The 23,505-nt window shown below is 38.6% G+C and carries 20 protein-coding genes and 2 tRNA genes; 8 read left to right on the top strand and 14 right to left on the bottom strand.

What is annotated here, in order from left to right; translation table 11 throughout:
- The first annotated feature begins 15 nt into the window (after positions 1-15).
- The 3 genes from GQR45_RS14575 to GQR45_RS14565 all read left to right on the top strand — a co-directional run bounded on the left by GQR45_RS14575 (position 16) and on the right by GQR45_RS14565 (position 1,731).
- Entirely contained in the window at positions 16-480 is a 465-nt protein-coding gene (locus GQR45_RS14575) for an SEL1-like repeat protein (RefSeq protein WP_007583707.1), read from the top strand.
- A 298-nt stretch (positions 481-778) separates the two neighbouring features.
- Entirely contained in the window at positions 779-1,213 is a 435-nt protein-coding gene (locus tag GQR45_RS14570; protein WP_007583705.1) for a SulA-like leucine-rich domain-containing protein, read from the top strand.
- 38 nt (positions 1,214-1,251) lie between these two features.
- Positions 1,252-1,731, top strand: a complete 480-nt coding sequence (locus tag GQR45_RS14565; protein ID WP_165726313.1) for a YchJ family protein — start codon at positions 1,252-1,254, stop codon at positions 1,729-1,731.
- Between the two features lie 73 nt (positions 1,732-1,804).
- Here the strand turns inward: GQR45_RS14565 and GQR45_RS14560 are convergent, their stop codons facing one another.
- The 3 genes from GQR45_RS14560 to GQR45_RS14550 form a co-directional block, all read right to left on the bottom strand.
- Positions 1,805-2,722, bottom strand: coding sequence for a diguanylate cyclase (locus GQR45_RS14560; protein WP_165726312.1), 918 nt, complete (start codon positions 2,720-2,722; stop codon positions 1,805-1,807).
- Positions 2,723-2,915: 193 nt separating this feature from the next.
- Positions 2,916-3,218 (bottom strand): DUF6172 family protein, encoded by a 303-nt coding sequence (locus GQR45_RS14555; protein ID WP_002961433.1) that lies wholly within the window; start codon positions 3,216-3,218, stop codon positions 2,916-2,918.
- A 179-nt stretch (positions 3,219-3,397) separates the two neighbouring features.
- Complete coding sequence (locus GQR45_RS14550; RefSeq protein WP_165726311.1) at positions 3,398-3,925, bottom strand: VC2046/SO_2500 family protein; 528 nt, start codon at positions 3,923-3,925, stop codon at positions 3,398-3,400.
- Positions 3,926-4,037: 112 nt separating this feature from the next.
- Between GQR45_RS14550 and GQR45_RS14545 the strand changes: the two genes are divergently transcribed.
- Positions 4,038-4,122 (top strand) — tRNA-Tyr (locus tag GQR45_RS14545).
- 49 nt (positions 4,123-4,171) lie between these two features.
- A tRNA-Tyr gene (locus GQR45_RS14540) sits at positions 4,172-4,256 on the top strand.
- A gap of 61 nt (positions 4,257-4,317) precedes the next feature.
- Here the strand turns inward: GQR45_RS14540 and GQR45_RS14535 are convergent.
- Entirely contained in the window at positions 4,318-4,956 is a 639-nt protein-coding gene (locus GQR45_RS14535) for a SprT family zinc-dependent metalloprotease (RefSeq protein WP_081707863.1), read from the bottom strand.
- Positions 4,957-5,294: 338 nt separating this feature from the next.
- Here GQR45_RS14535 and GQR45_RS14530 point away from each other — a divergent pair, with 338 nt between their 5' ends.
- Together GQR45_RS14530 and GQR45_RS14525 are read left to right on the top strand one after the other, a co-directional pair.
- Entirely contained in the window at positions 5,295-8,627 is a 3,333-nt protein-coding gene (locus tag GQR45_RS14530) for an MHYT domain-containing protein (RefSeq protein WP_165726310.1), read from the top strand.
- 3 nt (positions 8,628-8,630) lie between these two features.
- On the top strand, positions 8,631-9,623 hold the full coding sequence (locus GQR45_RS14525) for a two-component system response regulator (protein ID WP_165726309.1): 993 nt from the start codon (positions 8,631-8,633) through the stop codon (positions 9,621-9,623).
- On the opposite strand, the gene GQR45_RS14520 is transcribed toward GQR45_RS14525, so the two are convergent.
- Together GQR45_RS14520 and GQR45_RS14515 are read right to left on the bottom strand one after the other, a co-directional pair.
- Entirely contained in the window at positions 9,620-10,060 is a 441-nt protein-coding gene (locus GQR45_RS14520; protein ID WP_165726308.1) for a VOC family protein, read from the bottom strand. The genes GQR45_RS14525 and GQR45_RS14520 overlap by 4 nt on opposite strands.
- Position 10,061: 1 nt before the next feature.
- Complete coding sequence (locus GQR45_RS14515; RefSeq protein WP_165726322.1) at positions 10,062-10,718, bottom strand: HD domain-containing protein; 657 nt, start codon at positions 10,716-10,718, stop codon at positions 10,062-10,064.
- A 139-nt stretch (positions 10,719-10,857) separates the two neighbouring features.
- Here GQR45_RS14515 and GQR45_RS14510 point away from each other — a divergent pair, with 139 nt between their 5' ends.
- On the top strand, positions 10,858-12,048 hold the full coding sequence (locus tag GQR45_RS14510) for a class I SAM-dependent methyltransferase (RefSeq protein ID WP_007581068.1): 1,191 nt from the start codon (positions 10,858-10,860) through the stop codon (positions 12,046-12,048).
- Positions 12,049-12,078: 30 nt separating this feature from the next.
- Here the strand turns inward: GQR45_RS14510 and GQR45_RS14505 are convergent, their stop codons facing one another.
- From GQR45_RS14505 to pgi, 8 genes are all read right to left on the bottom strand, one after another.
- Positions 12,079-12,375, bottom strand: a complete 297-nt coding sequence (locus GQR45_RS14505; RefSeq protein ID WP_007581065.1) for a PilZ domain-containing protein — start codon at positions 12,373-12,375, stop codon at positions 12,079-12,081.
- 9 nt (positions 12,376-12,384) lie between these two features.
- Complete coding sequence (locus GQR45_RS14500) at positions 12,385-12,765, bottom strand: response regulator (protein WP_007581064.1); 381 nt, start codon at positions 12,763-12,765, stop codon at positions 12,385-12,387.
- Positions 12,766-12,840: 75 nt separating this feature from the next.
- On the bottom strand, positions 12,841-16,728 hold the full coding sequence (hrpA, locus tag GQR45_RS14495) for an ATP-dependent RNA helicase HrpA (protein WP_346774206.1): 3,888 nt from the start codon (positions 16,726-16,728) through the stop codon (positions 12,841-12,843).
- 272 nt (positions 16,729-17,000) lie between these two features.
- Positions 17,001-18,032 (bottom strand): isoaspartyl peptidase/L-asparaginase, encoded by a 1,032-nt coding sequence (locus GQR45_RS14490; RefSeq protein WP_010555079.1) that lies wholly within the window; start codon positions 18,030-18,032, stop codon positions 17,001-17,003.
- 290 nt (positions 18,033-18,322) lie between these two features.
- On the bottom strand, positions 18,323-19,027 hold the full coding sequence (locus GQR45_RS14485) for a SapC family protein (RefSeq protein WP_002961447.1): 705 nt from the start codon (positions 19,025-19,027) through the stop codon (positions 18,323-18,325).
- Positions 19,028-19,363: 336 nt separating this feature from the next.
- Positions 19,364-20,074 (bottom strand): 6-phosphogluconolactonase, encoded by a 711-nt coding sequence (gene pgl, locus GQR45_RS14480; protein ID WP_165726306.1) that lies wholly within the window; start codon positions 20,072-20,074, stop codon positions 19,364-19,366.
- Positions 20,075-20,076: 2 nt separating this feature from the next.
- Positions 20,077-21,549, bottom strand: a complete 1,473-nt coding sequence (gene zwf / locus GQR45_RS14475) for a glucose-6-phosphate dehydrogenase (protein WP_165726305.1) — start codon at positions 21,547-21,549, stop codon at positions 20,077-20,079.
- A 268-nt stretch (positions 21,550-21,817) separates the two neighbouring features.
- On the bottom strand, positions 21,818-23,464 hold the full coding sequence (gene pgi, locus GQR45_RS14470; RefSeq protein WP_121954330.1) for a glucose-6-phosphate isomerase: 1,647 nt from the start codon (positions 23,462-23,464) through the stop codon (positions 21,818-21,820).
- Between the last annotated feature and the right edge of the window lie 41 nt (positions 23,465-23,505).

The raw sequence follows: 23,505 nt of genomic DNA, 5'->3' as shown, positions 1-23,505 counted from the left end.
AATAAATGAACCAATATGCTTAAAACAACACCTTGTGAGCAAGACTTAGAGCAACAGCTAGATAATATTTTAGGTTTTGTTACTCAACCCGAAAATACCTCTGTGCCCGTTGATAATAAAAAAGATGAGCAAAGTACGTTAAATAAAGCCCTATATTATTTAAAAAATAATCAAGCTCCATTGGCTGCAAAATGGATGCGACTTGCTGCAATGGCGGGAAACCATAGAGCACAGTTTTATTTAGGTTTATTTTTTGTGAAAGGTGAAGGCGTGCCACAAAGTGTATTTCATGCTGTAGCTTGGTTAAGCTTAGCAAGTAGCCAAGGGTACGCCCCTGCCACTGCAGCGGTTACAGATATACGCAAACATATCGAAACTAAGCGATTTAAAGATGCTCAATGTTATGCGGCAAGTTTGTACGAACAAATTCACCAACTCCAGTTTTCTCATATGATCCCTCGCACGAGTGAAAACACATAAGCTAACTATGGCAGAAGTACTGTATGCAGTGTTAAAAAATACTATATATGGTTATAAAGATAATCCTATACAGTATAAAACCCCAAAATGAAGACACTACGCAAAAATTTATTTTTAGAATACCTTCTCAAAAACAACCCTATAACAACATGATTAATAAAGAATTATAAATTCAAAAAATAAAAACAATGATCAAAAGCTGAATGATTGTACAAATAAATAGCATAAAAGGCTTGCACGAAAGCACTGTATAAACTACTGTATATGAATACTGTATAAAAACCCAGTGAGTGAAATTATGTTACAGCCTATTACCGTAAGAACAGTTAAAAGTTACCAACAAGATGAGCAAAGCGATTGCGTGAATTTGATTCAAATTGAAGATGAAATTTCAGCGACCTTTGAGCTTTTAAAAGTATTACACCAATACAATAGCTCTAATGCATGGACGTTACTAATTGCTCCAGATCACGTACCTAGCAAAGCTTTACTTGACTCATGCTCTATTGATACAAGTAAATTACTTGTTATTAGACAGAAGCACCTAGTAAATTTAGAGTATGTATTAAATTCTGCATTACATAACGGAAACTTTGCAGCGGTAATTACCTGGACCGATATAGTTAATAACCAACTACTTACGAATCTATCGTTCGATTTAAGTAAAACGAATACAAAACTATACTGTTTTACTAAAAAGTCTCAAACAACAGAGATATCACTCGCCCAATAAGCTTGTTAAACTAATGTTTTAGACTTTGTATTATTATTATGACTTCACTCAATACCACATTATGTTTTTGCAGCAGTGGGCAAAATTATGCCGATTGCTGCGAGCCGCTTCACTTATCTGTTAAGCAAGCTGACTCTCCTGAACAACTTATGCGCTCACGATTCAGTGCTTATGTTATTAAAAATGCAGAATATGTTTATCAAACCTACGCAAAAGAAAAACAAGCTGAAAATCCGGTTAAAGAAATCAATGATTTTGCTAACAGCTGTCGATTTATAAATCTTGATGTAATTGGGTCAAGCCATGATGACGATACTGGGACTGTAGAATTTAAAGCCCAATATTTTTATCAAAACTTATTTTGTGAGCTTCACGAAAAATCGCAGTTTATTAAAGAAAACACTCAATGGCGTTATTTAGATGGCACTATATATCCTGTTGAAGATATTAAAGTGGGCAGAAATGATGACTGCCCATGTGGTAGCAATAAAAAGTACAAAAAATGTCATAGCGTGTAATAAATAATCTTATTTAATATTTATCAACTACAAGGTGTTTTTAAGTGGCAAATGATTTATTAGCTAACTAAACTTAAAAACACACTTTGTTACGCCCTTGCATTTTAGACTCATACATTTTTTCATCTGCGATCTGCAAGGTGTTTTTGTTATTTACGTATGGTTGTAGGGTTGCACCGCCAATACTAATAGTCACAAAGTCATATTCTGAATATTTGTGTAATATTCCTAAATCGGCCACATTTTGTTTAATTTTATCAGCAACACAAATCGCACCTTCAGTGCTTGTATGCGGTAGAACAACTACAAACTCTTCGCCGCCATAACGCGCAACAAAATCGGTTGGCCTTTGCAAACTATTAGTAATAGTTTGTGCAACAAGGTTTAAAACCGTATCGCCTTGCACATGACCATAAAGATCGTTGTATTGCTTAAAGTAGTCTATATCGATGAGTAATAGTGCATAGTCGACTTTTTCTCGTAAGGCGCTTCGTTCCATTTTAGAAAAATGCGCATCAAAATAACGACGATTGAATACCTTTGTTAAATCATCTAGAAATACTTTTTGATTGAGTAAGTCATGTTGCAGTTTCATCGTAATATGGGCGCGCACTCTTCTATATAAAGTTTCCGAGTTAGTTGGTTTCTTTATAAAATCTACAGCCCCTGCTTCCCAGCACTCTTCTTCTTGATTTTCAGATGAGGTTACAAAAATAACGGGGATATCTTGTGTTTCAGATATATTTTTTAATTTTAGACATGTTTCAATACCACTCATTCCTTCCATATTAATATCGAGTAGTATTATATCTGGCGGATTATGTTTACAAATTTCAATCGCATCCTCACCACAGCTCGTTGTTGTTACACTAAAATGCTCTGATAATATTTTTTTTAATACAATTAAGCTTAATAGCTGATCGTCAACGACAAGTACCTTAGAGCTCTTTAAGCTTAATTTCAATTGGTGGTCAGAGTAATTTATCGGCATGGTACAACTGTTTTGTTTTTTTAATTAAACACACCCTATATCACTACATTTTGTTATGCAAATGTTAATAAAGTAAAATTCTACTTATTGGTTACTAATAAAAATGATTTATGGTGAATCTTTAATGCATAAAAACAAAAAATGAGCCACTTGGGCTCATTTTAAAACTTCGAACACTTAATTAAATTAGGTGTTATTCGTCATCATCTAAATCTAACTGTTGACGTTGAGCAGGTCGAGCTAAAATCTCTACATAGAAAGAGGTCAAACCTTGCTTTTCAATTTCGCCAATTTGGTTACTTAATTCAGCAACGTGAACAACTTGCGCATCTTCAGCTGTGTTACCAAACTTACAGTCAAATGCCCAATAGTCAGCATCTTCAGGTAGCGTTTTATTACGCTCTCTTTTCAAATATTTTTTCACTTCGTGCTTTGCAGCATCAACCATACGAGGGTATTTGATTTTCTCGTGATTTAGCGTGAATGTTTTCTTCATTACGTTCCTAATTACCTTGGTTTAATGATAATGGCATTTCATGTCATACCATTTGACGCCATTATAGCAATTGCATTTAATTTTTGGATGCTTTTTTTTCATTAAATCAATTATTAGCAAATATATAAAGCAGACCCGTTGTAAAGCATATATTAACTGGTGATTATTACAATCATATATCACACAGCAATAAGTTGAAGTGGTTGATGTATTGCATCATTATTAAGGCTGTCGTAAAAAGCAGCTGCATCTATAGGAGGATTGGCTAGTTGGGTTTGTTCGCTTTTAATTCTTCTTCTGACGGCAAGCTCACAGTTATCTATTATATTAAGTGGAATATGCTTGTCATCATTTCTAATCGCAAGTGGTTCAGGGCTTAAGCATTGTCTTAACTTAATACTTGTCATACCACAGCGCTCTCCTTCTTGAGATATTAATGATGCATTAAATTGTCCAACCAACATATTATATTCATCAGGGGCTAAAAGTTGCTTTGGACCTGCGCCAAATTGCTTTCTTAACGCCTCTTCTTCTATAACTAAATTATCTATTTCAGTTTTTGGTAAATGAAATTGACTAAAGTCGAGTGCGTCATGTGACAGCATCGCTAATAATAGTGCAAATTCGCCTCGGCGATTTTCATGCACACTATTATTGAGTCTACTGTTTAACTGACTCTCTGTGATTAACAAATCATCTATTTGCATAGTCTTTAGCCGATTGTGGTAACTGATAGATATTTATCGGCTTTATTTCAATTTTCTTTAGCTTTTTTCTTTACTTAAATACGCAATTTGCTATTATCAGCGCCGTTGCATTGGAGGGGTTCCCGAGCGGCCAAAGGGATCAGACTGTAAATCTGACGGCTCAGCCTTCGCTGGTTCGAATCCAGCTCCCTCCACCACTTTTCTTACCGCTAAGTTAAGTGGGGCCAAATGCAATAAAATTAGTGTGGAGGGGTTCCCGAGCGGCCAAAGGGATCAGACTGTAAATCTGACGGCTCAGCCTTCGCTGGTTCGAATCCAGCTCCCTCCACCACTTCTCTACTATTCCTATATTCCTATATTCCTATATTCCTATATTCCTATATTCAGTAACATCAAAACACCCACTGTAAACTCATACCATTTTGTTTTAACCAATTAGATGATGTTTTGTAATCGGGGAAAAACGCCTCTACTCGCTGCCAAAAAGCTTTGCTATGATTTAAATACTTTAAGTGGGCAAGCTCATGAACAATCACATAATCTATAGCGTGGTAAGGAGCACCTATAAGATGTAAATTAAAAGTGAGTTCTCGCTTGCTATTACAACTCCCCCACTTTCGTTTATAAACACCTATTTTTAAATCATTTGGCAACTCTTCACCCATTTGAGTACAGAAATACGCTAAACGCATTTCTATGTAAGCAATAAGCTGCTCTTTTAAATAAGTCTCTAATAGCTGTCGATACTTTTGATTAGTGTTTTTAACTCGAGGAGATATTGTAATAAGTAAGTGGTCATCATACGGGGTTACTTTGGAATCTTGGCCTGAGTCCAATTTCAAATAAATAGTTTCTGAAAAAACACTTATTTTTTTAGATTCAAAGGGGTACTGCTTAGTGTCATCAATTGACGATTGTTTTTTTAATTGTTCTGCAACCCACTCTTGTTTGTCAAATAACCAAGTATCAATGTGTTTTTTTGCAACAAAATGTGGCGCATACACAGTTACCTTTTGACTATGCACTTTTATTGCGACTGTTTTGCGTCTAGTACTCTTTTTTAGTTGATATTCAAACACGACCTAAACTCTAAATATTGCATCCGTTTATATAATCCATATTACCATCAATTTTAAACTCCTAGGCATACAGTCGCACCTAACTCCTAATCCGCTTTATTATAATAAGCTATAGATTGAGCCGTCTGTTTTCTTTGAATTGAAAGTTAAATCACTTTATTTACTTCAATAACAAAACAATAAATAAACTTGCTTAAAATTCGTCACTTTATAGCGCGATTAGAAATAACGGTTCATTTATTAGTAAATTAGATTAAACTTGTAAAATAAAGATTATATTTCGAGCCGTTATGCTATCAGCTTTCTTCATTACAGACCAAGATCCAAGCCTAATACTCAATGGGGTTTACGACCCTCTTCTAGTCTCAATGTCTGTATTAATAGCCATTTTTGCTGCTTTTTTTACTACTAAGCTCATTGATTTAGCAAAAGAGACTAAATTCCCTCGTTATCAACGTTTAGCAAATATAACTGCAGCAACTGTATTTTCTTCTGGTATTTGGAGTATGCACTTTATAGGTATGTTAGCTTTTTCGCTATGTACTAATATAAGCTACGATCCAACAATCACACTACTCTCTTTTCTTCCTGCTTTATTAGCATGTCAGTATGCGGTATCAATACTTGTAAATAGTGATGGAAACTTTAGAGTGCTCAGCATTTGCTCCATCTTACTAGGGGCTGGTATTGGTACAATGCATTACAGCGGTATGGCTGCAATGGAGCTTTCCCCAATGTTGCGCTATGACCCACTGACCTTTGGCCTTTCAATTTTAGTTGCCGTCGCTCTTTCGTTTATAGCGTTATATAGCCGCTTTAATCTTGAAAAATTTTTTCCAAAACTATCATACCTACAAAATAGAGCCATCAGCGCTATAATATTAGGCTTTGCTGTTGCTGCTATGCATTATATGGGCATGGCATCTACACGCTTTGTTGCAACATCTCCTCTTTTATATGACGACGCAAATGCTTCTGCTGGGCTCACTTTTGTAGCCATCGCGGTTGCAACTGCAACGATTGCCATTACAAGCGTAGTAGCGGTACTTAATGGCATGGTCAGATATAAAATGTTACTTGAAGAAAAGTCAGCCGACGAGTCTCGCTTAAACGCAATTTTAGGCACAGCCGTTGATGGAATCGTAACGATTGATCACACCGGCATTATTTTGAGCTTTAACGAATCAGCCAGTAAAATTTTTGGCTGGCACGAAAATGAAGTACAAAATCATAATATTAAAATGCTAATGGATGATGCTATCGCGATGCATCACGATAGCTACCTTTCTAAAGCTAAAAATATTGATTTAGGTAAAGTAATCGGTGTTAACCGTGAAATTTTTGCAAAGCATAAAAATGGCCACTTATTCCCGATTCGTTTGGGGATTGGAGAAGTTAATCAGCCAGGGCAAAATCCTCTATACGTAGGCTTCATAACAGACTTATCAGAGCAACGAGCTTTACAAAAAAGCCTTGAAGAAAAAGAACAGAAGTATCGCTCTTTAATGGATAACATGCCAGGTGTGGCTTTTAGGTGTAAACTTGATGATAACTGGACCATGCTTTTTATCAGCCCGAGCATCAACGAGTTAACGGGTTATAACCCTAATGAATTTACTGAACATTGCATTGAATTTAACGATCTAGTTTTAAAATCAGACCAGCAACCTATTGTAGATGCCGTCACAAAAGCCGTAGAAGAAAAACGTCAGTATTCAATCGAATACAGAATTCGCCACAGAAGCGGTAAAATCTTATGGCTTTTAGATAAAGGCAGCATCGACTTTGATACCCAAGGCCAAGCAAAGTGGATTGATGGTGTTTTAGTTGATATTACAGAACGCAAAGAATATGAAGAAAAACTAGAGCAAGCTAAATTTAAAGCTGAAGAAGCTGCTTATGCAAAGCAATCTTTTATGGCTAATATGAGCCATGAAATACGCACCCCAATGAATTCTATAATAGGTTTTAGCGATCTATTAATGGATACCCCACTTGATCAAGAACAACAAAAGCATTTAGTTACCGTAAATAATGCAGCGCGTTCATTGCTTAGATTGTTAAATGAAATTCTCGATTCCGCAAAACTAGAGCGCGGTAAGCTCACTATTGAGCCAATACACTTTAGTTTAAAGCCAGTAATAGACAGTATTATTTCTACTTTTTGGCTAGAAGCTAAAAAGAAAGATTTAGAACTTAAACTTCATATTAAAGAATCAGTAAGTGCTACTTATTACGGTGACCCAGATCGACTCAGGCAAGTACTTACTAATTTAATTGGTAATGCTATTAAGTTTACCGAAAAAGGCTCTGTTACCGTAACTGTTGCCATAACACAAAATCAGCATCTGTTTTTTGAAGTGCAAGATACCGGTATTGGTATTGCAAAAGATCGTATTCAAGCAGTGTTTCAACCTTTCGAACAAGCCGATGGTACTACTACTCGCCGTTTTGGTGGTACAGGTCTTGGTACTACCATAAGCAAACAACTTGTAGAGCTTATGGGCGGAACAATAAACTTAGTAAGTGAGCTAGGTAAAGGCACCTGCTTTTACTTTTCATTGCCGCTTACTTTAGGTGACGAAACTAAAATAGATCATTTTGATGGTCTACACACACAACTGCCTGCACTTAGGGTGTTAGTAGTTGACGATATAGAGCAAAATACAGAACTACTTTCTTTACTCCTGTCACGCGATCAGCATGCAGTTACCAAGGCATCTAACGGACTTGAAGCGATTAAAGTATTTGAAGAACAAGACTTTGATGTCATTTTAATGGATATACATATGCCATTGTGTGATGGCATAGAGGCAACACAAAAAATAAGAGCAATAGAAAATCAAAGACAAATTAAATATACGCCAATTATCGCGCTCACAGCCAGTGTATTACAACAAGATAAGCTTACGGCTAAAAAAGCAGGCATGAATGGCTTTGCAAATAAACCCGTCGATATAAATCAGCTAAACCAAGAAATAGCACAAGTGCTTGGTCTTGGTATTGCAAAAGAAATGGTTATATCGCAAAGCGATCCTAAAGCGCAGCATATAGATTTTGAAAAAGGGTTAGCCCTTTGGGGTTCTAAGTGTAAACAACTTACAGAGATTACTAAATTTATTAGTGACAGTAATAAACGGTTCGAAACATTATTCAGTGATAAATTATCAAATATAAAAGATGTCGATAGCACCATTCACACACTTAAAGGTGTTGCTGGTAACTTAGGCCTAATAACATTAATGAAGTTATTAACCGATTTAGAGCAAAAACAAAGTGACGCTAAAGTTATTAGTACTTTAGACGATATAAAAAACGAGCTACTTGTCATCTCACAACTGCTGTCATCTAATACTTGCGATAAGCCAAGTAGTAAGCCTGAAGATAATAGTTCTGACACGCTATCAATTGATGAAATTAAGTCACTGTGTAAGACGCTTTATCAAGATGCACAAAACGCAGAATTAAATGATGAGCTACTAGCAAAACTGCAACGCGGCGCACCTGCTAACTGTCAAGATGATGTTGATGCTATAGCCGAGGCCTTTGATGAATTTGATTTTGATAAAGCACACGTAATACTAGAAACTTTACTTGAAAAACTAACAAACAATGAGTATTAATTAATGGATTTTACAACAGATAGGCCACGAGTATTAATTGTTGACGATGAGCCTGCAAATCTAAAAGTAATGCGCGAAGTGTTAGGTAATCAATATCGTATGTCGTTTGCTAAATCGGGTGATGCCGCATTGGCACTACTTGAAAAAGAACTACCAAAGCTAATCTTGCTCGACATAATGATGCCAGATATGAATGGTTTTGAAGTATGTCAAATAGTTAAAGGTAACCCTAAAACATCACACATCCCCATTATTTTTGTGACAGCTTTGGGGGACGAAAATGATGAATTTAAAGGTTTTGAACTTGGTGCCGTAGATTATATTACTAAGCCAATAAGCCCTGCTATTGTAAGAGCTAGAGTTAAAACTCACTTGTCGCTAGTGCAAGCTGAGCAATTAAAACAAGCACATGTAGATTTAGTACAACGTCTAGGCCGTGCTGCTGAATATAAAGATACTGACACTGGCGAACATATAGTGCGTATGAGCCAATACAGCAAAGTATTAGCATTAGCGCTAGGTATGGATGAGCAAAGTGCAGAGCTTTTACGCCAAGCCGCCCCAATGCACGATGTTGGGAAAATAGGTATCCCTGATGCTATCTTACTCAAGCCAGGAAAGTTAACTTCTGAAGAGTTTGAACATATGAAGAAACACGCCATAATTGGTGCACAAATATTAGCAAATTCTTCATCGCCATTATTACAACTCGCTCATAAACTTGCTATTGAACACCACGAAAAATGGGATGGTTCAGGCTATCCTAACGGGATCAAAGGCGAAGAAATATCAATTGAAGGTAGAATTGTTGCCGTTGCTGACGTATTTGATGCTCTGACTTCAAAACGCCCCTATAAAGAGGCATGGAGTGTAGAGAAAACAGTTTTGCATATGCAAGAGCAAGCAGGAGCTCATTTTGATCCCGCTCTAATCGAACTATTTGTGAAAAACTTAGACGATATTCTTGCTATAAAAAATTCAAATCAAGAAAGCTAATTCTTTTTAGCGCTGTGAGAGCCAAGCTCAACATTTGGGTAGTAAGACTTTATATAACGATAGTCATGTGACGTAATTTCATGGCTATTGCTACTCTCATCTTTAAAGTACATAGAAAACGTAACACCATGATCCGCTAAAACTACTTTTATATTTAAACCCTCAAGATGATTACGCCATTGAATAAATTGCTCGCCAGTTGCCAAAAATGCAATCCCTTTACTACGTCCCTCACCTTCAAAAAGTGCTAAACGAGTTGTTGAACTAGTATCTTCAAGTGTTAAAGGGCCGCGTCCCTCCTCATCCCAAAAGGCAAGCTCGGGTACTACACTAAAACCTAAAACACGCTCATACCACTTAACGGCATCAACCAAGTTATCAACATTTAAATGGCAATGATCAATCCCAGATAATTTAGGTATGCTTGTATTATTCACGTTACTCACCTATTTCTGACTTTAATTGCTCTAGAAAGTCATGCATATACCTTGTACGTCTATTCGCTTCTGCTTTAGCAGATGGCGTATTCATACTATCGGCAATATGTAATAACTTTATAAAAAAGTGATCAAGCGTGTATGTTTTATCATCAGCCTCGCGTTCAACACAAAAAGGGTCTTCTGGGTTATACAATAACCGAGAAATTGATCCGCCTACTTTCATGCATCGACTCACTCCAATAGCGCCCAATGCATCCATTCTGTCAGCATCTTGTACTATTTGCGCTTCAACTGTTTTAATTTTTATATTTGCGCTGAAACTATGAGCGGCAATGGCATGATGAATCTCATCAAAAAGTGACTCGTCATAATTAATAGATTTTAAAAATTCCAGTGCCTTATCGGCTGCCATAGTAGAGGCTTTTGCACGATCAGGATGATTTTTAGCCACCGCCACACAGTCATGCATCCACGCTGCAGGTAATACAACTGACATGTTTGCCTGCTCCGCATTACATAACTGTATTGCAACGCGCACCACTCGCTCTATATGAGTAATATCGTGAGCTACATCGGCATGCACTAAAGAGGTTATAAATTCTCTACATTGTGAATTAAGTATTTTTAAATCGGGGCTTAAAACGGCGTCAGGCACTATTAGGTTCCAAAAGCTAATGAATCGATAAATTATCCGTACTTTACCGTGCTTTATGCCCACCTTGCAAAACATTCATTGTATGTTGCTCCTTGCTTGACTAAAATACAGCGCTTATTTATTACTACTGAGAAGCCTTATGTCATCTGCCGTTTACCTACAAGCTGGTCGCGATAAATCATTAAAAAGAAAACACCCTTGGTTATTTTCAAAAGCCATCAAAAAAATTAAAGGTAAACCTGGATTAGGCGACACAGTAACGATTCACGATAGCGAAGGTAAGTTTTTAGCAACTGCTGCTTACAGCCCTCACTCACAAATTCGCGCACGTGTTTGGAGCTTTGACGAAAAAGAAGTCATCGATCAAAACTTTTTTGAGCGCCGTTTACGCCGCTCATTAGAAGCACGTAGCCAAGTAATTGAAGAAGGCGGGCTCACAGGCTTTAGATTATGTGCTGCGGAGTCTGATTACTTACCAGGCGTTACAATCGATAAGTTTGATAACGTGTTAGTGTGTCAGCTACTAAGTGCGGGTGCCGAGCGTCATAAAGGCGAGATTGTTGGCGCGTTGATGTCTATTTTCCCAGGCTCTAGCATATACGAGCGCTCAGACGTAGAAGTACGCACTAAAGAAGGCTTAGAGCCAATAAAAGGCGCTCTTTGGGGTAATGAACCAACACAGCCGGTACTTATTGAGGAAAACGGTTTTAAAATTGAAGTCGATATAATTGATGGACATAAAACGGGCTTTTATTTAGACCAACGCGATAGCCGCGCCGCACTTGAGCGCTTCTCAAAGGGTAAAACGGTACTTAACTGTTTTAGTTATACTGGTACATTTTCGTTGTACGCCCTGCGTGGTGGATGTGAGCATGTAACTAACGTAGATGTATCTCAACCCGCTTTAGATACAGCAAAACGTAATGTTGAGCATAATAACTTAGATTTAAATAAAGTAAGTTTTGTTAAGCAGGATGTATTTAAGTTACTACGCCAATACCGCGACGAAGGTAGACAGTTTGATACCATCGTAATGGACCCACCAAAGTTTGCTGATAATAAAGCGCAGCTAACCGGTGCGTGTCGTGGTTATAAAGATATCAATATGATTGCCATGCAAATACTAAAACCAGGTGGAACATTACTAACGTTCTCATGCTCTGGTTTAATGGAACAAAACTTATTTCAAAAAGTAGTAGCCGATGCAGCACTTGATGCAGGTAAAGACCTACTTATAATGGAGCGATTAAACCAGGCAGCTGATCACCCAATTGCTGGCAGCTACCCTGAAGGCTTTTACTTAAAAGGCTTAATCTGTAAGGTTTTTTAATATCTACTATTGAGTTTAACTGGATTCAAGTTAGTTAAACTGAATGATTTCAAGACCTGCTGTTACCGTGCCATCATCTTCTTTGCTGGCACGTATTACTTTTGCTGTTGCATTTAAAGGCGCAATACTTGGGTGAGTCGAATCAATGTTCACCGTCAGTAATGTATTAGGTTCAAGTAGTTCATCTAAATGAATTGATAAACCTGTTGCGCTTAAATCCACGCACTCTGCGGCAAAACTTAAACCCGCTATTGGTTCTATCGTTGTTAAATTTGCAGGTGTATTGATCTGCATGCGTCTAAAATTTCGCTTATCATCAGTAAACATACGTTACCTCTAAAAAACCGTGTTAATTTCTTCCAACAAAGCACCCACTGAAAATGGCTTTACAACATATGCGTTACAACCAGCGTCAAACCCTGCTTGTTTTTCAGATGGAGACTCTAGGCCCGATACCATAACAACAGGAATATTTTTTGTTTCAGGTGTGTGTTTTAGCATTCGGCATGTATCATAACCATCAAGACCAGGCATACAAACATCAAGCAAGATTATATCTGGCGGACTCGCAATTGCCGATGCAAGACAGCTTTGCCCTGAATCTGCATAACTAACATCAAATTTCGACGCGAGTGCTGCTTTGAGCATTTCAAAATTAAAATACTCGTCGTCTACCACTAAAAGTCGCTTTGTTTTATGTTCAATCGATGAGGACATAACTATGTCACTTCCTTTTCAAAACAAAAATAAATCCTCCTATTAAGGTACTAAGCTTAATAGAAAATGCAAGTTTTATTCTATCTCTTTTATCGCATTAAGTACTCGCTTAGCCGAAATTGGGTAAGGAGTTCCAAGCGTTTGAGCAAATAGCGACACTCTAAGCTCTTGTTGCATCCAAAAAATAGCGGTTACTTCTTGTGGAATAGGCAAGCCTTTAGGCGTTTTATTAACTACTTTTTTGTACTCTTGAGCAACTTTATCCAACTCTAGTACGCATAACCTATCACGATTTGGATCCACAGGCAGCTTCTCTAAACGTTTTTGAATCGCTTTTAAATAACGAATTAAATCCGTTATTTTATCTGCGCCATGCGCGCTCACAAAACCTTTAAATATAAGTGACTCAAGCTGTGATTTTATATCGCCATGCGCGGTTATCATCGTTAAATCAACGCGCCCTTTCATTTTTTTATGCAGTGCGTGCGCAATACTTAATACTTGCTCAACTTGCGTTGCAATCGATACAACGGCATCACCGAGCTCACCTCGTATTTGCTCTTTTACTGTTTCAAATGCTTTTTCATCGCGTATATCACCGTGTTTCACTAATAAGCTATCAACACCTGCGGCGATACAGTCATCAATTAAATCAGCTATTTTACCAAATGGGTTAAAGTACAAACCCAGCTTGGCCTTATTCGGTAAGTTTTGTTGTAAGTACTTAATTGGCGACGGCACATTTAACAGTACTAAACGGCGCAAACCTTGTTGATGTGCTTGCTGCGCTTTTGCTTCACTATCAAAAAGCTCCACTGCAGCGGCTGATTTTTTATCCACCAGCGCAGGGTATGCTTTTATTTCGTATTGACCTTGTTTTTTAACATATGACGCTGGCAGCTCACCAAAGTCCCATTGTGTTAGGTCTGATTTTTCAATGCCTTTATCGGCTACTTTAGACAGTGTTTCGGTTACTTCACCTTGCAGCTCTGCTTTAAGTTTGGCTAAATCAAGTCCACGAGCAAGTAACTTATCGTGTTCATCACGTACTTCAAACTGCAATCGTAAATGCGGTGCAAGCGCGGTTAAATCCCACGCCTCCATATCAACTCTCACACCTGTCATTCTTAATAAGCGCGTAGCTAAAGCATCAATTAAGCTACCTTGCATTGGCTCAATAGCTGCAAGTACTGCATCTGCGTAATTTGGTGCTGGCACAAAATTACGGCGAAGCGATTTAGGCAATGACTTTATAAGCCCACTTATTAGCTCATGTCTAAATGCTGGTATATGCCAGTCAAAACCACTCTCTTGTACTTGATTCAACAGTGCTACCGGTATTTGTACCGCAACGCCATCAACTGCTTGGCCTGGGTCAAAATGATAAGCAAGCGGCAGTATAATATTGTCTTGCTGCCATGTGTCAGGGTAGTCAAACTCAGTGATATTACTTGCACCATGCTGCATTAGCTCTTCACGAGTCATGTGTAAGTAATGCTTATTTTGTTGTTTTTGTGTTTTATACCATTTTAAAAATGCAGCGCGGTTATTAATTTCTTTGGGTATTTTTTTATCGTAAAACTCAAATAACGTTTGCTCATCAACTAAAATATCACGACGACGAGACTTATTTTCCAGTACTTGAATATCCTCAATAAGCTCACTGTTAAACGCTAAAAAGCCCTCGTTTAAGCCCAGTTCTTGCTCAACTAATGCAGTCCGCACAAAAAGCTCTCGACTCACTTTAGGGTCTATGTTGCTATAAACACAGCGGCGTTTATTTACGACAAGTAAGCCGTACAAAGTTTGCTGTTCAAACGCGATTACCGCACCTGGTTTTTTCTCCCAGTGTGGCTCTGTGTAACTACGTTTTACTAAATGCTGCGCTAATGGTTCTACCCAGTTAATGTCTATTTTTGCATTTGTGCGGGCATATAATTTACTGGTTTCTACCAGCTCTGCCGACATAATCCATTTAGGGCTCTTTTTGAATAAACCTGAACCCGGAAAAATATGAAACTGACTATTACGTGCACCTTTGTATATTTGCTTCTCATCTTTAAAGCCAATATGGCTCAGCATTCCGCTTAGTAGCGCTTTATGAACAAGTTCGCCATCAGCCGCTTGGCTGGTTGCTTTCATACCCATTTCGTTACACACAGTACTTATTTGATAAACAATATCTTGCCACTCACGCAGGCGCATATAGGCTAGGAAATCTTTTTGACACAGCTTTCTAAACTGGCCGTTAGTCAGCTCGCTTTGCTGCTCTTCTAAGTAATTCCATAAGTTCAAAAAAGCGATAAAGTCTGAATCAGGGTCGTCAAAGCGACCGTGTTTTTCGTTAGCTGCAGCACGTTTTTCTTGCGGGCGTTCGCGTGGATCTTGAATCGACAACGCCGCCACAATAACAATCACTTCACGCAATGCGCCAAGTTTGTGAGCTGTGAGCACCATTTTAGCTAAACGAGGGTCTACCGGTAATCGGCTGAGTTCTCTACCTGAAGCGGTTAAACTCGTTTTACTATCACGTTTGTCTGGTTTTACTGCTTGTAGTTCTTCTAATAACGATAAACCATCACTTATATTACGGCTATCTGGCGCTTGCACAAACGGAAATTGCGCCATATCACCAAGCCCGAGTGCCAACATTTGCAAAATAACTGAGGCAAGATTAGTACGCAGTATTTCAGGGTCGGTAAACTCTGGGCGCGATAAAAAATCATCCTCAGAGTACAAGCGAATACAAATACCCGCTTCAACACGTCCACAACGACCCATACGCTGATTAGCACTTGCTTGCGATATAGGTTCTATTGGCAGGCGCTGAACTTTTGTACGATAACTGTAGCGGCTTATACGCGCAGTACCTGGATCTATTACATAACGAATACCAGGCACGGTTAGTGACGTTTCGGCTACGTTGGTCGATAAAATAATATGACGACGAGAATGTGGCGCAAATATACGGTTTTGCTCTGCGTTAGATAAGCGCGAGTAAAGTGGCAATACATCAGTGTGTTTTAAATTACGCTTGCTAAGTGCATCAGCGGTATCGCGTATTTCACGCTCACCGTTTAAAAATATCAGTATGTCGCCAGGACCTTCCGCGCACAGTTCGTCAACAGCATCAAAAATACCTTGTAGCTGATCGCCCTCGGCTTCCATATCTTCTTTATTAATATCGGCCGTTGGGTTGTAACGCACATCAACAGGGAAAGTACGACCCGATACTTCTATAATGGGCGCATCATCAAAATGCTTTGAAAAGCGCTCAGGATCGATGGTTGCAGACGTAATTATTATTTTTAAATCGGGACGTTTTGGAAGTAGGTTTTTTAAGTAACCCAAAATAAAGTCGATGTTTAAACTACGCTCGTGCGCTTCATCTATAATTATGGTGTCGTATTGGTTTAAAAATCGATCTTGCTGAATTTCTGCCAGTAAAATACCGTCAGTCATTAGTTTAACGTACGTATTATTAGAAACCTGATCGCTAAAACGAATTTTAAAACCGACTTGCTGACCAAGTTCGCACTTCATTTCTTCAGCAATACGGTTAGCCACCGTTCGCGCTGCTAATCGGCGTGGTTGAGTATGGCCTATTAAGCCATCAACACCACGGCCAAGCTCTAAACACATTTTAGGTATTTGAGTTGTTTTACCTGAGCCCGTCTCACCTGCAATAATAACCACTTGGTTATTTGCAATGGCGTCTTTAATTGTTTCCTTTTTTTGACTTACTGGCAATTGCTCAGGGTAAGTCACTTTAGGAAGGCCCGCTAAGCGTTTATCACGTAATTCTTGGCTACGGGTTATATCAGCCGCTATTTTTTCAAGCGCGTTGGCATGCTTGTTTTCATCCGTTATTTTTTTTACGCCATGTAAGCGTTTTTTGAAAATGAATTGATCTTTTTTCAAGCACGTTTTTAGCTCGCCAAACAACTGACCTAGGTTTACCACCCGCATACCTTATAAAATTAGTTAAAGAGCCATAATTGTATCAAATTAAACGGCCGGGGTTAATCCTACAAAATGCATAACACGGGGTTGTTTGTTATATAAACGCTGCGATTCACCTAAACTGCGAATAATAAATCTATCTCAAGCAGTTATTTTCAGCACTAACTGCGCTGAAAATAACTGGCTAGCAAAAAATGAATTCAAATATCATTGTGGTTCAATATGTTAGTAAATCTATTAACCAGAGTTGGGGTTAATTAAATTGCTTTGGCTTATTCGTCGTTAAAAATGCCCACGTAGGTCGCTTGCGTATTCGATTTACTTGCCCGATACATGCCAGAGGTATTAAACGGCAAGCTAATATTCCCCTTAGTATCAATAATAATAACGCCGCCAGTGCCACCAATTGGCTTAAGCACACCGTTTATAACTTCATCTCCAGCTTCAGCTATGGTTTTACCTTGATACTTAACACGCGCACATATATCGCTCGCTACGTTATAGCGAATAAAGTATTCACCGTGCCCTGTTGCCGATACTGCGCACGATTCGTTTTCAGCAAATGTCCCGGCCCCAATTACCGGCGCGTCACCTACACGGCCATAACGTTTTGCCGTCATACCACCTGTGGATGTACCTGCCGCTAAATTACCGTTTTTATCAAGCGCCACTGCGCCAACCGTGCCCATTTTGTAAGAGTTAGGCAATGCTTTGTGCGCGGCTTGGTACTCTTTACTGGTTGCTTTGGCTTTATCTAATTTTTGTTTTGCTTTTAAAAGCGCTTTGTAACGAGGCTCGGTATCAAATAAGTTATTTTCGACAAGTTCAACACCTTGCTCTTTAGCAAACTCCTCAGCGCCTTGCCCACTAAGCATTACGTGTACAGAGTTATCCATAACCAAACGCGCTAATTTAATCGGGCTCTCAATATGCTTTACACCCGCAACTGCGCCTGCTTCACGGTTTCGACCATCCATTATGGATGCATCAAGCTCATGCCCGCCATCGTAAGTGTATACCGCTCCACGCCCTGCATTAAAATAAGGCGATTGCTCTAATACTGTAATTGCCGCAGTTACCGCATCTAAACTTTCACCGCCTTGGTGCAATACTTTATAACCTGTCTCTACGGCCTCTGTTAATTTAGCGCGGTACTGCTTTTCTTGAGCGGGTGTAAACCGTGCTTTTTCTATTGTCCCTGCCCCACCATGAATCGCAATGGCAAAAGGAGTCTCTGCAGCGAATACGCTATTACTTAAAGCAAAAAGGCTGCTCGCAAAAATTGCTAATAAGGGTGTTTTCATAATGAGTTCTTTTATGGGAAAGTTATAAACTAATGTGAATGGTTGCGGGCTTAATTTCAACTAAAGTGAGTTTAATGGCATAAAAAAAGCGCCTTAAGGCGCTTTTTAAAATTTTACGTGTTTGTAATACCAATTTTATTAAAAACATGGTCATTCTAGCGTATTAAATAGCTCACTAACTACGTTGAAAATTATTTATATAGAACAACTATGTATCATAATTTTAGCCTTGTTATTGAGCCATTTTCTTATCGCTATAATAGATCACTAATTTAATGCAATTGGTATAATTAAGCTTGTTTAGCTTTTAAACGCGCTAAACGTGCTACTTGATGAGTAGACGTTAAGAAAGAATAAATTGGTGCTAAGTAACCACGTTTACGAAGCTCTAAGAAATCAGCATCGCTTAACTCGTTTAGCTTTTTCTCATCGATAAGGTAAATACCGTTGATGTCTTTTTTCTCGCCTTTAATGTCTACTGTTAGCGTTTGCGCAATTAGTAGCTCTTTATCAGCAAGGAATTTAGTGAACGCTTCTGTTACTTGAGAAAACTCAATAAAAGATACAAGCGCTTCTTTACGACGTTTTAGGTAATCTGTTTCTTCGCCGTTTTCAAATAATGCATTACCTTCGTCTTCACCAACAAGCGCACTTGCTTCGTCAATTACGATACCGTATTGATCTTGATCTGGGTGTTTAACTAAGCCCAATGGGTAACGAGTAGATGCCATAGGTGCAAATGCTGCAGTCCATTTACCATCTTCTACAAAAAGGTTTTCGCCTGGCTCTAAGCCAAACATAGCAACAGCTTGAAAAGTGCCGCTTTCGTTGTTTTTAACGAATGACATTGGAAACTCGTTTGCTACGCGTGCAAACTCATGTGCAACTACTGGCACTAAATGTTGAGTTTTCATGAATTCTACATTGATGCCGTTTTGAATTTTAGTGTTGGCATGTTTTTCGTTGTGTAAAGGCTGTACTTGTTGCTCCGCCATGTTACTGCTCCGTTTATTTTAATTTATATGTTTCATTGTTAATACCTTTAGGCTAATGCTTTTGAGCTAAAAAAGGAAGGGAAACTTTTATGACAACGACCATGAAAAAATAAAATTTAACTAAATCTGAACGTTGCTAAAAAACATACAGCTCAAACTCATAAATTTTGTTCAAAAACAACACACTTCATGGTTGATTTTAATACAAACCAAAGTTATTCATTAACATTGGTTAACAGTTCAGGACTGTTTTTTTGCAGTGTTTAGGCTTAAATTTGAGCAAATAAAAAAGGCCGCTTATATAAGCGGCCTTTAAAAGTTAAATTAGCCCCCAAATTAAGGCGCCCAATATACTTCAATATTTATACTTGGGTGATTAAGCACAGCGCGAAGTGGCATGTCATTAACATCGCCGCCCGCTTTTGCTTGCTTATAAACAGCGAGTTTTTCTTCACCGCTAATTAAAAGCTTAACCACTTTAGATTGCGCAATGGCATTTAACGTAAGCGTCATTCGCTCAGTAATACTACCCGTCACATCACTTTGTATCGCATTAATTGCACATACTGTTTGCTCAGTTGTTAAACCGTGCTCTAAACCTTCTGCATTTGGGAATAACGACGCTGTATGGCCATCTGGGCCCATGCCTAGAATAGTTACATCGTATGGCGCTTTTAAAGCACTGTAAGCGGCTTCACACACTTCACTGCCTTGCTGCGCGGTTGCAGCATCGTTTTTCATGGTTATAAAGTTTGCAGCACTGCCAAAATTTTGTAATAACGTGCTTTTAATAAATGCTTCGTTACTTTTTTCATGGCTTGGGTCTACCCAGCGTTCATCAACCATAGCAACATCAACATGTTGCCAATCTAAATCAAGTGTTGATAAATGCTTATAAGCGGGCGCAGGAGACGAGCCACCCGACACCATTAATACAGCACGGCCATCGTTTCTAATGCCATCACGTAGTGATTGCTCAAGCGTTGCAGAAAGCTCAGCTGTTAACGCGTCTTTATCGTCAAAAAATTTTTCAACTAGTGTTGCCATGCTTATACCTTATCGCCTGTGTTAAACCACATGTGGCTTTTTTCTGCCAATAATTCATCAGCATCCTCAGGACCCCAGCTACCAGCACGATAAAGCGCAGGCTTGCCTTTGTCTTGCCAACGGTCAATGATTGGATCAATCCATTTCCACGCTTGACGAACTTCATCACGGTGAATAAATAATGATGGGTTATTTGCAGCGGCATCAAGCATTAAACGCTTGTACGCATCTGAGTGAAAACCATTGCTGTAAGCTTGTGAAAGCTCAATATTCATTGTTACTGGTTCAAGTTGCATTTGAAGGTTATCAAGACGCTTAGACATAAGCGTTAGTTGAATTGTTTCCTCTGGTTGCAAACGAATAACAAGACGATTTGGCTCGATATTACCCACGTTATCTTCGTAGATATTGTGAGATACTTTTTTGTATTCAACCACAATTTCTGCACAGCGCTTAGCCATACGTTTACCCGTACGAAGGTAAAATGGAACACCCGCCCAGCGCCAGTTATCAATATGCGCGCGAATAGCTACAAACGTTTCTGTTTTACTAGAACCTTCATTTAGCTCTTCTAAGTAACCCGGTACAATTTTACCGTTTAAGTCACCTGGCACGTATTGACCACGAACAATATTTTCATCAACATCGCCATCTACAAGCGGGCGAAGTGCTTCTAATACTTTTAATTTTTCGTTACGAATACTGTTAGCGTTAAGCTTATTAGGCGACTCCATTGCAACTAAACAAAGTAGTTGTAATAAATGGTTTTGAACCATGTCACGAAGTGCACCGGCTTTATCGTAAAAACCAGCACGGCTTTCAAGGCCAACAGTTTCTGATAAGCTAATTTGGATGTTATCAATAGATTTAGCATCCCACATATTTTCAAACAATGAGTTTGAAAAACGTAGCGCCATTAAGTTTTGTACTGTTTCTTTACCTAAGTAATGGTCAATACGGAAAATTTGCTCTTCATTAAAAAATTCCGCAATTTTTCCATTAATTGCTTCAGCAGAATCACCGCAATAACCAATAGGCTTTTCAACAACAACGCGTGATGTAGGTGTAATTAAACCTTTAGTCGATAATATTTCACAACATGTGCCGTAAACAGCAGGTGGAAGCGATAAATAAAACACGCGAGACTTAGTGCTTTCGTGCTCATCTAAAATGCCTTTTAGCACATCCCAGTTGTCATCTGCTTCTGTAACATTACTTACCACTGGCACTAAAAAAGTAGAAAACGCTTTCCAATCTTTAGCGTTAAACTCACCTTTGCTTAAAAATTCTTGTAATGCTTTATGCGCTGTTTCTATGTATTCAGCACGTTTCGATTCTTCGCGCACTGTTGGTAGGATACGTGAGCCTTCAGGTAAGTTACCTTCTTGATATGCTCTGTACATTGCAGGTAGCAATTTGCGTAACGCAAGATCACCACCGCCCCCAAAAATTATAATATCAAAAGGATTAAGCATAGTTACTCTCTACGTTGTGATACCCAGTACACTTTATAAATGCGCGGGTATGCCTATTTATTGCTAGATTAGATGGCTTTTATAGCTGTATTTAAATAAAAGCCTGCTGAATTGTTCTGTATCGATGATTTATTATTATTTTTATCATTGCGCTTATTAAATGAGCCTTAGGGGCCCTGTATCTCCTCTCACAAAAATACAGACCCTAAGCACTCCAGCGCTACCCGTTCAAAGGTACTCGGTTTACTTACTTGCGTAAGCGAATTTTTTACTGCGTACGGTTTTGTTTGTAGTACGCCATTAAGCCGTTTGTAGAACTATCATGAGCATGTTTAACGCTTTCATCAGTGAGTTCACTCTCAATTTTAGATGCTAAACCTTTACCCAGCTCTACACCCCATTGGTCAAACGAACATATTTCTAAAATAATGCCTTGGCAAAATATCTTATGCTCATACAGTGCAATTAAACGGCCCACTGTTTTAGCATCTACTGTATCTAATAGCATAGACGTTGTAGGACGATTGCCTTGATGAATTTTATGATTTAATAACTCATCAATCTCTGCTTGCGATTTACCCTTAGCGGTTAAATCAGCAGTAACTTGCGCTGCATCTACACCACTCATCATCGCTTCTGTTTGTGCAAAGAAGTTTGATAATAAAATATCGTGATGCTTATCAACATTCACTTGTGGTTTAACTGATGCAATAAAATCTGCAGGTACAATTACATTACCTTGGTGTAAACACTGATAAAACGCGTGCTGACCATTAATACCCGTCATGCCCCAAATAATTGGAACTGTAGTATAAGGTACCGTTTCGCCTGCAAAGTTAACGTGTTTACCGTTACTTTCCATTTCGCCTTGCTGTAAATACGCAGGCAACATATGCAGTGCTTGGTCGTACGGTAATATAGCTTGCGCTGTGTAGCCTAAAAAGCTCGTATTCCATACACTAAGCAACGCCATAATTAATGGTATATTTTGCTCAAACGGCGCAGATTTAAAGTGCTCGTCTATTTCAAACGCGCCTTCTAAAATTGCTTCAAAGGCGTCGTAGCCTAAGTATAAAGCAATTGGTAAGCCTATCGCACTCCAAAGTGAAAAGCGACCGCCAACCCAATCCCACATAGTGAATACGTTTTCGTCGCTGATACCAAAAGCTGCCGTTTTTTCTAAATTTGTACTTACTGCAACAAAGTGTTTTGCAATTGTACTTTCATCTTTTGTTGTTTGTAAAAACCAGTCAACCGCTGTTTTAGCGTTTGTCATAGTTTCTGACGTAGTAAATGTTTTTGACGAAATAACAAATAATGTTGTTTCAGGGTCAATGGCTTTCAATATAGACGAAATCTGTACACCGTCAGCATTAGATACGTAATGAACATTTAACGTATCATCAGCAAGTGCTTTTAATGCCTCGGTTGCCATTTGTGGGCCAAGGTTAGAACCACCTACACCAATACTTACAACATCTTTTACCGCTTTACCGGTATAGCCTAACCATTTACCGCTACGAACTTTTTCTACAAACACTTTAATTTTAGCTAATTCGTTGTCTACGGCTTGTGTTACGTTTTCGCCATCCACTATTAATGGAGTGTGAGCACGATTACGAAGTGCCGTATGTAGTACTGAGCGATCCTCGGTGATATTTATTTTTTCACCGCTAAACATTTTATCGCGCCACGATGCAATATCGCATTCTTTAGCAAGCGACATTAAGTTAGCAAAAACATCGTTATCAATAAGTTGCTTAGAATAGTCGAATAATACGCCAGGTACTTGAGTCGAAAACTGAGAAAAGCGCGTGTCATCTTGTGCAAATAACGTTTTCAGATGTGTTTGTTTCATCTTAGCTGCACTTTGTTCTAGTGCTTGCCAACTTGCTAGTTGCGTTCGGTTAGACATGGAAATATCCTCTAGTTTTTTCAATCAATTGATTTAAAAAT

Origin of the sequence: Pseudoalteromonas sp. SA25 (assembly GCF_011378705.1) — a bacterium.
Lineage (GTDB): Bacteria > Pseudomonadota > Gammaproteobacteria > Enterobacterales > Alteromonadaceae > Pseudoalteromonas > Pseudoalteromonas arctica.
The sequence above is the reverse complement of the archived record's forward strand: the minus strand, read 5'-3'. Positions and strand labels throughout refer to the sequence as shown.